Genomic DNA, 11,834 nt, shown 5'->3' with positions numbered 1-11,834 from the left:
CGCCGACCACGGATTCGGTCTCGGGCAGCGGGGCCGGATCGGTCTCGACGACGAAGGACACGAAGTACCTGCCGGCCGCGTCCTTGACCACCGTCACCGTCGACGGCACCGACGGAAGCGGACGCGACCACTTGACCCGCACGTCCCCGATCTTCGGCAACGACAGATCACCGCCCGGAGTGATCTTCCACTTCGCATTCGCGGTGAAGCGCACAGCCTGTCGGCCGTCCTTACGGGACTTGAACCGGGGCGGACCCAAGCGAGGCCGCCTGCCCTTCAGCCCGTCGAAGAAGTGCCGGTAGGCGATCTCCAGGTCCCGCAGCGACTGCTGAAGAACGACGGCGGACACCTCTCCGAGCCAGGCGCGCTCGGGGGTCTTCTTCGCCTCGGTGACCAGTAGCTTCGACAACTCCCCGACCTTCGGGGAGGCCAGCCCCTCGGCGCGAGCCGTCTCACGAGCCCGCAGGCGTCGTTGAAGACCACCCGCGCACACCCGAACGCCCTCGCCAGCGCCTCTCGCTGCGGACCATTCGGGTACACGCGAAACGAGTACCGGAGCTGCATGCCGATCAACGTACGACCTTCGACCTTCGTCCCGGCACCGGAACATTCATGCGATGGTTCATCACACGGTCCCCCTCACGCCCCGTCCCGCAGGTGTCACTGGAAGCACATGAAACTGACATGCCGCCGGCAATGGGAGCGACGTCTGACCACCGCCGAAGACTCTACGGCTGGCTCGGCCCCGGCCCACCGAGCTGTCGCGGAACTGGCCGCTGACCACGCACACGTACGCGAACGGGGCTCTGGCCCGACGGAGGAGGGGCGCCGGCGCGCGGCCGGGTTCATCGGCTCGGGGCTGCGGGACGGCTCCCTGGCGCCGGCGATCGCCGAGACCTTCGACGGTCTGGAGCGGATCGCCGACGCCCACCGGCTGATGGAGTCGAACACGCACCTCGGGAAGATCGTGGTGCGCGTGGAGCACTGACGGTCAGCGCCTCGGCACTCCCAGCGGGTTGCCGTCGCGGAGCTCCGGCGGCAGGAGGTGGTCGGGGGTCGACTGGTAGGTGACCGGGCGCAGCCAGCGCTCGATCGCGGTCGCCCCGACCGAGGTGGAGGTGGAGGTGGTGGCCGGGTAGGGGCCGCCGTGGTGCTGGGCGGGGGCGACGGCGACGCCGGTGGGCCAGCCGTTGACGAGGACGCGGCCGGCCAGCGGCGTGAGCTCGGCGAGCAGCGGGGCGGCCGCCTCGTCGTCCTCGGCGATGTGCAGCGTGGCGGTGAGGTTGCCGGGCAGCAGGCCGAGGACGGCGGTCACCTCCTCCCGGGTGGAGTAGCGGGCGACGACGGTGACCGGTCCGAAGCACTCCTCCAGGAGGAGGCGGTGGCCGCCGTCGGCGAGCGCGGCGGCGTCGACGGCGAGGACTCCGGCGCTGACGGTGTGGGCGCCGCCCGCGCCGGGAGTGACCGGGGTGTCGACGCCGGCGAGGGCGGCGCGCTCGGCGACGCCGGCGACGAAGGCGTCCCGCATCCGGCGGTCGAGCATGACGGCCGGCTCGGTCTCGCTGACGGCGGCGGTGAGGGCGTCCAGGAAGCGGTCGCCGTCCTCTCCCCGGGGGGCGAGGACGAAGCCGGGCTTGGTGCAGAACTGGCCGGCGCCCAGGGTCATGGAGCCGGCGAGTCCGGCGCCGATCTCCTCGGCGCGCTCGGCGGCGGCGGCCTCGGTGACCACGACCGGGTTGAGGGAGCCGAGTTCGCCGTGGAAGGGGATGGGGACGGGCCGGGTGACGGCCGCGTCGAAGAGGGCCCGGCCGCCGCGGATCGAGCCGGTGAAGCCGGCCGCCGCGACGAGCGGGTGGCGGACGAGTTCCACGCCCGCGTCGAAGCCGTGGACGAGGACGACGACGTCCTCGGGGAGTCCGGCCTTGGCGGCGGCCCGGCGCAGCAGGGAGGCGCAGAGCTCGGAGGTGGCGGGGTGGTCGGGGTGGGCCTTGACCACCACGGGGCAGCCGGCCGCGAGGGCGCTCGCGGTGTCACCGCCGGGGACGGAGAAGGCGAGCGGGAAGTTGCTGGCGGCGTAGACGGCGACGACGCCGAGCGGGATCTTCCAGCGGCGCAGGTCGGGCCGGGGCGGGGTGGCCTCGGGGTCGGGCGGGTCGATGCGGACGTCGAGGAACCAGCCGTCCTCGACGACGTCCGCGAAGGCGCGCAACTGGGCTGTGGTGCGGGCGAGTTCGCCGGTGAGGCGGACGGGTCCGAGGGCGGTCTCGGCGTCGGCCGCCTCGACGACGTGCTCGCCGGAGCCGTCGAGGAGGTCGGCGGCGGCACGGAGGAAGGCGGCCCGTACGGTGCGGTCGGCGAGGGCCCCGCGGGTGGCGTGCGCGGTCCTGACGGCGCGGTCGACCTCCTCGGCTGTGGCCTCCACCGCAACCTGCTCGCGCGGCTTCCCCGTCCGGGGGTCCACACTCCACACTGGTTCTGCCGCCACCGCCACGCCCCTGTTCGCTATTCTGAACACAGTTCCCGTAGATGAACGCATCTGGGCGGGACTCTATTGACGGCCCGGCCGTCTCCACAAGGGGCCCCGTTCGGCCGGGGGCGGCCGGGGGCGGCCGGACGACGGAAAAGGGGCGAGGGCCATGGCGACTGCCGACGCGGGTGGGGCACAGGTGAAGTCCGCGGTGCGGACCGTGGAGCTGCTCGAGTACTTCGCGGGACGCCCCGGCATGCACTCGCTCGCCGCCGTCCAGGAGGCCGTCGGCTACCCCAAGTCCAGCCTGTACATGCTGCTGCGCACCCTGGTCGAGCTGGGCTGGGTGGAGACGGACGCGACGGGCACGCGGTACGGGATCGGGGTGCGGGCGCTGCTCGTCGGCACCTCGTACATCGACGGCGACGAGGTGGTGGCCGCCTCCCGGCCCACCCTCGACCGGCTCTCCGACGACACCACCGAGACCATCCACCTGGCGCGGCTCGACGGCACCAACGTCGTCTACCTGGCGACCCGCCAGTCCCAGCACTACCTGCGGCCGTTCACCCGGGTCGGCCGCCGACTGCCCGCGCACTCGACCTCGCTGGGCAAGGCGCTGCTCGCCACCCACAGCGACGAGCAGGTGCGCAAGCTGCTCCCGGAGACGCTCCCGGCGCTGACCGAACACACGATCACCGACCGCGAGAAGCTCATCGAGGAGCTGCACGTCATCCGCGAGCAGGGCTACTCGGTGGACCGCGAGGAGAACACCCTGGGCCTGCGCTGCTTCGGCGTCGCGATCCCCTACCGGACCCCGGCGCGGGACGCGATCAGCTGCTCGGTGCCGGTGGCGCGGCTCACCCCGGCCCACGAGCAGATGATCAAGGACGCGCTGTTCGACGCGCGGGACCGGCTGACGCTGGCGACCCGCCGCCTCTGATCACGCCCCGGCGGTTCGGCCGCGCTCGGCGAGGGCCCGCTGCCAGACCGGGCTCTCGACGTAGTGGTTGTCGTACCGCTCCGAGGAGGCCTTGATCTCCTCGAAGCTCGCCTCGCCCCGCATGACGCGGCCGAGCAGGCGCAGGTAGTCGAAGCGGGCCATGCCGGGCGTGAAGACGAAGAGGACGTCGGCCTCGGCGCCGGGCGCCGCCGCGAAGGCGTGCGGGGTGCCCGGCGGGACGAGGAGGAAGTCGCCCTGCTCCAGGACGGTCAGCTCCTCGCCGACCAGGACCTGGAGCGAGCCGCCGAGCACGAAGAACATCTCCGAGGCCTTGGTGTGGAAGTGCGCCGGGGCGCCGACCGCGCCCTTCGCGAACGTCGACCGGTAGCTGGTGAGCTGCCCGCCGGTGGTGCCGGAGTCGGCGAGGAGGGTCATCACGCTGCTCGGGTCGGCGGTGGTCTCGGCGGTGGCGGCGCGGGTGAGGAGCGGGGCGAAGGTCTCGGTCTCGTTCATGATCACTACGTTAGGCGGCCATTGACCCGCGTCACAGGGTCAATCGATCATCGAGAACGTGGGCCAATTCCCTCGGCGGGGCGTCGCCGCGGAGGCCTCGGGAGGAGGGCTCCTCCCCCGTGCGGCGGAGGCGGTTCACCGCTCGGCAGGAGGTGGGGACCGGGGTCCGCGCGGGAGCGTGGGGCCATGACACGGACCGCTTCCCTTCCCGCCCCCGCGCCCGCCGCCGGCCACCGTCCGGGCGCCGTCCGCCGGGCACTGCGCGCCACCGCGATCCTCGCCTGCCTCCCGTACATCTCGCTCAAGGTCGCCTGGGTGGCGGGCGGCGAGCTCGGCATCCCGGCCGGGAGCGTGCTCCTGGAGCGCCGGGAGCTGATGGCGATCGCCAACGCGGTCTCGGTGGTCGCCGACGTCCTCGTCGTCGTCCTCGCCCTGCTGCTCACCCAGGCCTGGGGCCGGCGGTTCCCCGCCTGGCTGCTCGCCCTGCCCATGTGGGCGGCGACCGGGCTGCTCACGCCGATCGTGACCGGCTACCCGGCGCAGCTCGCGGTCGCCCTCCTCACCGGCGACCGGAAGGCAGCCGCGCCCGGCGAACCCTTCCTGGACGACTGGGTCTTCGGCGTCGTCTACGGCGGCTTCATCCTCCAGGGCCTCGCCCTCGGCACCCTCTTCGCGCTGTACGCCCGGGACCGCTGGGGCCGACTGTGGCGGGGCCGGCTCGGCGAGCCGTCCGCACGTACCTCCGGGCCCGGATCGCGGGCGCTGGCCCCGGCCGGCGCGGTCGTCGCGCTCGTACCCGCCGCGCTGCACCTGCTCTGGGCGGCCGGCTCGACCACGGGCCTGTCCGCCCGGCGGATCGCCGAACGCGACTCCGACTTCCACGTCCTGGAGGCCGAGCGGTTCGGCTTCGTCGTCGCCGCCGTCGCCTTCACCCTCTTCCTGGTCCTGCGCCGGCCCGCCCGGCTCCGGGTCCGCACCACGCTCGCCCTGGCCTGGACGGCCTCGGCCGCCGTGGGCTGCTGGGGCGCCTACATGTCGCTCGTCGCGCTGCTGCCGGAGTCGGATCCGACCAAGCAGGTCCCCGGGCTCGTACAGCTGTCCTACGCTGGCGACATGATCACCGGGTTCCTGCTCGCCGCGTGCGTGGCACTGTTCCTGCGGCGGCGGAGCGCCGGGGCGTGAGACCTCTTCCGGCCCTGTTCGGGCAGCGGGCCAGGCTGCGCTGGCTCCATCTGATCCTGGGCGGCGCGCTGTTCATGCCGTTCTGGATGGTCGGCTCCCTCGTCGTGGGGCCCCTGCTCGACGACGGCGGCCTGTTCACCGGCGGCCTCGGAGTGCAGTTCGGGGCGTACGCGGTGGGGCTGCCGCTCGCCGCGGCCGTCGCGCTCTTCCCGCTCGCCCGGCCGATGTCGGTGGCGGCGGCGCGGGCGCTGTGCGGGGTGCCGGCGGACCGGTTCGCGGACGGCCCGGCGCACGGCCGACAGGACAGGGTCCGGACGGCAGCGTGGTTCACCCTGCACCTGGGCGCCGGGGCGCTCGTCAGCGGGGCGACGCTGGCCCTGCCGCCGTTCGCGGTCGCGGTCCTCGCGCTGCCGTTCTCGCCGGCGCTCCGAAGCTCCGAACTCGGCCGGTTCTGGGGCCTGGACGCGGCCTGGACGGTCTGGGGCGCGGTCCCGGCCGGGCTGCTCATGCTGCTCGCGCTCGCCGCCGTCGCCGCCGCGACCGGGGCCCTGCTCGCCCGGCAGGCGCCCCGGCTGCTCGGGCCGAGTCCGGCGGACCGGCTCGCGGCGGCCGAGCGGCGCGCCGCCGAGGCCGAGGCCCGCAACCGGCTCGCCCGCGAGCTGCACGACTCGGTCGGTCACGCCCTGAGCGCGGTCACCCTCCAGGCGGGCGCGGCCCGCCGCGTCCTGGACGGCGACCGGACCGACCTGGAGTTCGTACGGGAGGCGCTCACCGCGATCGAGGAGACCACCCGGCGCACGGTCGGCGAACTGGACCGGGCCCTCGGCCTGCTGCGCCGGGGCGAGGGCGCCGAGGAGGGCGTGGGCCCGGGGCTCGACGCCCTGGAGGCCCTGGTGCGGGGCGCGGGGCCGCGGGTGGCGCTGACGGTGGACGGGGCCCTGGGCACCGTACCCGAGGCGCTGTCGCGGGAGGCGTACCGGATCGTCCAGGAGGGGCTGACGAACGCGGCCCGGCACGCGGGCGGCGTGCCCGTCACCGTACGGCTCGACGCCCGCACCGAGGAGTTGGAGATCACGATGGAGAACCCCCTGCCCGACCGTCCCCCGGTCACCCGGCCCGACGGCGGACGCGGTCTGCACGGCGTCGCCGAGCGGGCCCGGCTGCTCGGCGGCACGGCGACGGCGGGCCCGGCGGGCGGAGTGTGGCGCCTCGCGGTCAGGATCCCCCGGTGAACGCCCCGGAGATCAGGATCGTCCTCGCCGACGACGAGCGGATGGTCCGGACGGCGCTGCGGGTCATCCTGGACGCGGAGCCCGGCCTCCGGGTGGTCGGCGAGGCGTCCACGGGCGCCGAGGCGGTCTCGGTGGTGCGGGCGGAACGGCCGGACGTCGTCCTCATGGACGTGCGGATGCCGGAGATCGACGGGATCCGCGCCACCGAGCAGATCCTCGCCGGGATGGCGGAGCCGCCGCGGATCGTGGTGGTCACGACCTTCGAGAACGACTCCTACGTGTACGACGCGCTGCGCGCGGGCGCGGCGGGCTTCCTGCTGAAGCGGGCGGCGGCGGAGGAACTGGTGAGCGCGGTCCGGATGGTCGCGCGCAGCGACTCGCTGCTCTACCCGGCGGCGGTCCGCGGACTGGCCGCCGAGCACGCCCGCCGCAGCCCGCCGGTGGCGCCGCCGTGGGTGGCGCGGCTCACCGAACGGGAGGCGGAGGTGCTGCGCCTGGTCGCGACGGGACTCACGAACGCGGAGATCGCCGACCGGATGGGCGTCGGCCCGGCGACGGTGAAGACGCACGTGGCGGCGGTCCTGTCGAAGCTGGGCGCGCGGGACCGCACGCAGGCGGTGATCCTGGCGTACGAGTCGGGGTTCGTAGGGGCCGGGTGAGGGCCGGCGCGGGCGGCCGTCCGTCGCGGGCAGCCCCTCCGCCGGGCGGCGCCCCCGCCCACCCCCGTTGTGGGCGGTCGTTCCGCCGGGGCAAGGGGGTCCCCCTGCCCCAGCGGGACGACCGCCCACACGGCAGGTGGCGGGGGCACCGCCCAGCCGGGCGCGGCGCCCATACGGGCGGAAGCGCGGGCAGGAGGGCGCCCCGGCCGGCTCACGACCGGGTCGCCGTCCCGCAGCCGTCGCGCCCCTCCGTGATCGGGCCCGTGCGGTCGTACGGGTCGACCGTCTCGCCGCTCGCGTCGGGCCCCGCCCCTCCCCCGCCGAACTCCGGCCGGAAATAGCCGGTGACGCCGCCACAGCCGCCGTTGGTCATGTCGGTCTTGTACGAGAGGAGGCTGAAGGCCCCCTCCTCGGTGATCACCTTCGCCGGGTCGTCCCAGCTCAGCACCGTCTCCCGCCGCACGATGACCCGCACGACCTCGTCGCCGCCGCCGGCCGGCGCGACCGGGTACACGTACGTGACGTCGGCGGTCACCTCCAGGGCCCCGTCCCGCCCCTCCCGGTAGGAGAGCCGGCCGCGGGTCTTCACCACGTCCCCGACCGGGCGCGCCTGCGCGGGGTCGAAGCGGCTGAAGAGCAGCAGCGGGTCGTGGTCCTCGTCCGGCGCGCGCAGCGCGGTCGTCACGAAGGTCCTGACGTCCTGCTGGTGCGGGTTCATCAGGGCGATCGCCTTCTCCGGGTGTCCGCCGCGCAGCACCGCCGGGTCCAGGCCGGACGCGGCGAGGAAGTCGCGGGTCCGCGCGAGCGCGCGCTCCACCTCCGCCTTCGTCATCCATCCGGTCGCCTCGGCGGCGGGCACGGCGATGCCGGCCGTGCCGTTCGCCCAGCGGACCGCCGGGGAGCCCCGGAAGGGCTCGGCGAGGGTGGCCCGTCCGCCGGGCTCGGCGGGAGGTGCCTGGTCCGGCCGTCCCGTCTCCTGCGCGAGGGGCTTCCCGGCCGGGTCCCCGTCGCCGGACCAGCCGACGACGCCGCCCGGGTCCAGGGCCACGACGAGCAGCACGAGCGAGGCCAGGAAGCCCGCCACGTACCAGCCCTTCCCGCGTCGCGGCGGACGTCCGGGCGTGTGCGCGCGCCACGGCGTCGGCTCCGCGGGCCCGGCCCGGAGCCGGCCCGCGGCCTCGCGGGCCCGCGCGGACGGCTCCTTCGGCGCGTCGCCCGCGCCCTCGGCGGAGGTCCGCAGGAACTCCTCCCACACCTCGTCCGGAACGGACGAACCGTCCCGCTCCCCACCCGCGCCCATGCCCGCTCCCCACCCGTGCGTCTCCGGCACCTCCCGGGACACCCACATGATCACACGGTGCTCCGACATGAAGGTTCGCTGAGAAACGGGACACGTCCGGAACGTCCGCCACCGGTCCGTTCGTCCCCACCAGTGCGATGAACAAGACGATCAGGCACACGTCGGTCTTCGTCCTGCTCCTGGTGCTCGCCCTGCTCGGGCGGGCCACCTGGGTGCAGGCGTACGAAGGCAAGGCGCTCGCGGACGACTCGAAGAACCGGCGGAAGGCCATCGCGCAGTACGCGCAGCCGCTCGGGAACATCGTCGTGGCCGGCTCCCCGGTCACCGGCTCGAAGAGGACGGAGGGATCGGATCTCGCGTACAAGCGCACCTACACGGACGGCGAGCTGTACGCGGCGGTCACCGGCTACAGCTCGCAGGCCTACGGAGCCACCCAGCTGGAGGGCATCTACTCCGACGTGCTCGACGGCACCGACGACCGGCTGAAGAACCCCCTGGAGGCCGTCACCCGCAAGCGGCAGGAGCCGGGCACGGTCGTCACCACGATCGACCCGGACGTGCAGAAGGCCGCCTACCGGGCGCTCGGGAGCAAGAAGGGCGCCGCCGTCGCCGTCGACCCGGCGACCGGCCGGATCCTCGCCATGGTCTCCACCCCGTCCTACGACCCGTCGAAGATCTCCGGGACGAACGACGGCGACGTCTGGAAGGAGCTGACCACCGACGAGGACAAGCCGCTGGTGAACCGCGCCCTCCGGCAGCCGCTCCCGCCCGGCTCCACCTTCAAGCTGGTCGTCGCGGCCGCCGCCCTGGAGGACGGTCTGTACGGCTCCGTGGACACGGCGACGGAGAGCCCCGACCCGTACACCCTGCCGGGCACCCGGACCGTGCTGAGGAACGAGAACGCCTCCGCGCCCTGCCGGAACGCCACGATCCGCACCGCGCTCCGGTACTCCTGCAACAACGTCTTCGCCAAGATGGCCGTCGACCTGGGTCAGGACAAGGTGAAGGCTATGGCGGACAGGTTCGGCTTCGACGACGCCGAGCTGGACGTCCCGGTCCGCGCCTACGCGAGCGTGTACCCGTCCGGCATGGATGAGGCGCAGACCGCGCTCACCGGCATCGGCCAGTTCGACGTGACCGCCACCCCGCTGCAGATGGCCATGGTGTCGGCCGCGATCGCGAACGACGGCCTGCTCGCGGCCCCGCACATGGTCTCGGAGGTCGTCGACTCCGACGGCGACGCGCTGACCTCGTTCGAGGACGGGGACACCGAGCGGATCGTCTCCTCCTCGACCGCCGAGCAGCTGCGGAGCGCGATGGTGACCGTGGTGGAGAAGGGCACCGGCACCAACGCGGCCGTGGACGGTGTCGAGGTCGGCGGCAAGACCGGCACCGCGCAGCACGGCGAGAACAACAGCAAGACGCCGTACGCCTGGTTCACCTCCTACGCGAAGGACCCCTCGACCGGGAAGCAGGTCGCCGTCGCGGTGATGATCGAGGACTCGGGAGCCGCCCGCTCCGAGGTCAGCGGCAACGGTCTGGCGGCCCCGGTGGCGCGGAAGACGATGGAGGCGGCGCTGAAGTGACGTGGGACGGGGACCGATTGGCCGTCGGGTCCCGTCGCACGATATGCAGGGGCACGCCCCGTGGTTCGAATGCGCGCTCGGATGCGGACACGGATCGCGGGGTGTGCCCCTGCTCTCGTCCCACGGAGGACCGCCGTGCGCCTGCCCCGTTCCCTGTCCGGCTGGACCATGGCGGTCTTCGGCGTCCTCGCCGCCGCCCTGGGAGTGGTGGGCCTGGTCGCCCCGGACGCCCTGCTCACCGTCATGGGCTTCGAGCCGGTGCCCGAGGGCGGGCGCGCGGACGGGGACCACACCCTGGTCTTCCTGACGGCCTCCTCGATGGCCGCGCTCAACATGGGCGTGTACTACGTGCTCGCCGCGCTCGCCGACTGGAAGCCGTTCTTCCGGTGGACGGTCCCCTTCCGGCTCCTGACCTGCGCCGTCTTCACCCTCGCGGTCGTCACCGGCCGCGCCCCGGCCGGTTTCATCGGCGTGGGCCTGTGGGAAGGGCTCGGCGCGGTGGTGACGGGGGTCGCGCTGCGGTACGAGAAGCGGGCGGCGGTGCGGGCGTGAACGACCTCTCCCCGGGCGGGCCCGACCCGCTCGCCGGACTCCACGACGTCGACTGGGCGTCCCACCGGCACGCGTACGGACCCGCGGCGGACGTGCCGGGGCTGCTCCGTGCCCTGTACCGGCCGGACGACGCCGCCGACGCGGCCGACACGCTCTTCATGAAGGTGCACCACCAGGGCGGCTGCGTCGAGTCGGCCGCCGTGGCCGCCCTCCCGTTCCTCGTCCGCGCCGCCGCCGACCCCGGCGTCGCGACGACGGTACGGATCGACCTCATCGATCTGGTCGCCTGCGTCGCCGCCGAGGGCAACCGGGTCGAGGCCCGCTGGATCGCGCCCGGCTGGGCCGAGGCCTGGGACGCGGCGGTCCCCGGCCTGCCCGCGCTGCTCGACGATCCCGAGCCGGAGGTGCGGACGGCGGCCGCCGGTGCCCTCGGAGAGGCTCGCGGACGGGCCGACCGGGCCCTCCTCGCCCTGTGGGCGCGGCACGACCGGGAGACCGTGCCGGAAGTCCTGGGCGCGCTCGTGGACGCGGTCGGCGAGCTGGCCGGCCACGCGGACCGGGAGCGGGAGCCGACACTCGCCCGGCTCCTCGGACTGACGGCCCCGGACGCGGGTCCCGGGGAGCGGCTGCGGGCCGTGGCCGCCCTGCGGGCCTCCGGGTCCGGCGAGGGGGACCACGCGCGCGTGGTGGGCGAGGTGCTGGCGGGCGGCGACCTCGGCGGGTACCGGGTCGCCTCGGCGGTGAAACTGCTCGGCGGGGACCTCGCGGAGCGGGCCGGTCACCTCGTCGGGCTCCTCGGCCACCCGGCCGCGTCGACCCGGCGCGAGACCCTGGAGGCGGCGGCCGAGGAGCTGAGCCGCCGGCGCTCGGCCGTGCCGCTGCTGCTGGCCGCCGTGGCGGAACTGCTCGACGACCCCGAACCCGACAACCGGCTCTTCGCCGCCCGGGTGCTCGGCATGTGCGGGACCGCCGCCCTGCCGTGGGCGGACCGGCTGGCCGCCATGACCGGCGACGAGGGCGAACCGTACCTGCCCTCGCAGGACCACGCCCTGTGGGCGCTCTCCCGGACCGGCGACCCGCGCTGCGCCGCGCCGCTGGCCCGCCGCCTCGCCGGGGAACGGCTGGGCTTCGCGTACTTCTCGGTCCACTCCGAGGGCTGGTGGGAGCACGAGCTGGGCCTCAGCGAGACGCTCGGCCCGCTCGCCACCCACGCGCACGTGCTGCTGCCGCCGCTGCGTGCCCGGCTGCGGGGCGCCCGGTCCGTGGACGAGGCGCGGGCGCTGTGCCAGTCCCTGACGCCCTGGGGCCCGGCCGCCGCGCCCGCGGTCCCGGAGCTGTGCGCCCTCCTGGAGACCGACGCCGCCGTGTGGGCGGCCGAGGCGCTCGCCGCGGTCGGCCCGGAG

The 11,834-nt window shown here is 74.7% G+C and carries 11 protein-coding genes and 1 pseudogene; 8 read left to right on the top strand and 4 right to left on the bottom strand.

Features of this window, described 5'->3' with window-relative positions:
* Positions 1-564, bottom strand: a pseudogene (locus K7G60_RS36670) (RNA-guided endonuclease InsQ/TnpB family protein); the annotation flags it as partial.
* A gap of 109 nt (positions 565-673) precedes the next feature.
* Between K7G60_RS36670 and K7G60_RS36665 the strand changes: the two are divergent.
* Positions 674-988 (top strand): zinc-binding dehydrogenase, encoded by a 315-nt coding sequence (locus K7G60_RS36665; protein WP_225805294.1) that lies wholly within the window; start codon positions 674-676, stop codon positions 986-988.
* Between the two features lie 3 nt (positions 989-991).
* Here K7G60_RS36665 and K7G60_RS36660 read toward each other — a convergent pair whose 3' ends face one another.
* Complete coding sequence (locus tag K7G60_RS36660) at positions 992-2,485, bottom strand: aldehyde dehydrogenase (NADP(+)) (protein ID WP_225805293.1); 1,494 nt, start codon at positions 2,483-2,485, stop codon at positions 992-994.
* 151 nt (positions 2,486-2,636) lie between these two features.
* Between K7G60_RS36660 and K7G60_RS36655 the strand changes: the two genes are divergently transcribed.
* Positions 2,637-3,407: an IclR family transcriptional regulator gene (locus K7G60_RS36655; protein WP_030691616.1), complete on the top strand. Its 771-nt coding sequence runs from the start codon at positions 2,637-2,639 to the stop codon at positions 3,405-3,407.
* Here K7G60_RS36655 and K7G60_RS36650 read toward each other — a convergent pair whose 3' ends face one another.
* Complete coding sequence (locus K7G60_RS36650) at positions 3,408-3,920, bottom strand: cupin domain-containing protein (protein ID WP_225805292.1); 513 nt, start codon at positions 3,918-3,920, stop codon at positions 3,408-3,410.
* 186 nt (positions 3,921-4,106) lie between these two features.
* On the opposite strand from K7G60_RS36650, the gene K7G60_RS36645 reads away from it, so the two are divergent.
* Genes K7G60_RS36645 through K7G60_RS36635 form a run of 3 tightly spaced genes read left to right on the top strand, consistent with a single transcriptional unit; the run spans position 4,107 to position 6,993 of the window.
* Positions 4,107-5,102: a hypothetical protein gene (locus K7G60_RS36645; RefSeq protein WP_225805291.1), complete on the top strand. Its 996-nt coding sequence runs from the start codon at positions 4,107-4,109 to the stop codon at positions 5,100-5,102.
* Entirely contained in the window at positions 5,099-6,334 is a 1,236-nt protein-coding gene (locus tag K7G60_RS36640; protein WP_225805290.1) for a histidine kinase, read from the top strand. Before K7G60_RS36645 ends, K7G60_RS36640 begins: the two co-directional genes overlap by 4 nt.
* Positions 6,335-6,375: 41 nt before the next feature.
* Entirely contained in the window at positions 6,376-6,993 is a 618-nt protein-coding gene (locus tag K7G60_RS36635) for a response regulator (RefSeq protein WP_374115737.1), read from the top strand.
* 211 nt (positions 6,994-7,204) lie between these two features.
* Here the strand turns inward: K7G60_RS36635 and K7G60_RS36630 are convergent, their stop codons facing one another.
* Positions 7,205-8,293, bottom strand: a complete 1,089-nt coding sequence (locus K7G60_RS36630) for a hypothetical protein (protein ID WP_225805296.1) — start codon at positions 8,291-8,293, stop codon at positions 7,205-7,207.
* A 137-nt stretch (positions 8,294-8,430) separates the two neighbouring features.
* On the opposite strand from K7G60_RS36630, the gene K7G60_RS36625 reads away from it, so the two are divergent.
* The 3 genes from K7G60_RS36625 to K7G60_RS36615 all read left to right on the top strand — a co-directional run.
* Complete coding sequence (locus tag K7G60_RS36625) at positions 8,431-9,879, top strand: penicillin-binding protein 2 (protein ID WP_225805288.1); 1,449 nt, start codon at positions 8,431-8,433, stop codon at positions 9,877-9,879.
* Positions 9,880-10,047: 168 nt separating this feature from the next.
* On the top strand, positions 10,048-10,431 hold the full coding sequence (locus tag K7G60_RS36620) for a hypothetical protein (protein ID WP_225805295.1): 384 nt from the start codon (positions 10,048-10,050) through the stop codon (positions 10,429-10,431).
* A partial coding sequence (locus tag K7G60_RS36615) for a hypothetical protein (protein WP_225805287.1) occupies positions 10,428-11,834 on the top strand: 1,407 nt, incomplete at its 3' end. The genes K7G60_RS36620 and K7G60_RS36615, both read left to right, overlap by 4 nt.

Origin of the sequence: Streptomyces sp. NK15101, assembly GCF_020400725.1 — a bacterium.
GTDB lineage: Bacteria > Actinomycetota > Actinomycetes > Streptomycetales > Streptomycetaceae > Streptomyces.
This window is presented reverse-complemented; position numbering and strand designations above follow the sequence as displayed.

What these genes read in the sequence shown, in the direction of transcription:
- K7G60_RS36650 (WP_225805292.1), bottom strand. Translation starts at nt 3,920, where the DNA reads ATGAACGAGACCGAGACCTTCGCCCCGCTCCTCACCCGCGCCGCCACC.
- K7G60_RS36620 (WP_225805295.1), top strand. Translation starts at nt 10,048, where the DNA reads ATGGCGGTCTTCGGCGTCCTCGCCGCCGCCCTGGGAGTGGTGGGCCTG.
- K7G60_RS36665 (WP_225805294.1), top strand. Translation starts at nt 674, where the DNA reads ATGAAACTGACATGCCGCCGGCAATGGGAGCGACGTCTGACCACCGCC.
- K7G60_RS36655 (WP_030691616.1), top strand. Translation starts at nt 2,637, where the DNA reads ATGGCGACTGCCGACGCGGGTGGGGCACAGGTGAAGTCCGCGGTGCGG.
- K7G60_RS36630 (WP_225805296.1), bottom strand. Translation starts at nt 8,293, where the DNA reads ATGGGCGCGGGTGGGGAGCGGGACGGTTCGTCCGTTCCGGACGAGGTG.
- K7G60_RS36625 (WP_225805288.1), top strand. Translation starts at nt 8,431, where the DNA reads ATGAACAAGACGATCAGGCACACGTCGGTCTTCGTCCTGCTCCTGGTG.
- K7G60_RS36645 (WP_225805291.1), top strand. Translation starts at nt 4,107, where the DNA reads ATGACACGGACCGCTTCCCTTCCCGCCCCCGCGCCCGCCGCCGGCCAC.
- K7G60_RS36635 (WP_374115737.1), top strand. Translation starts at nt 6,376, where the DNA reads ATGGTCCGGACGGCGCTGCGGGTCATCCTGGACGCGGAGCCCGGCCTC.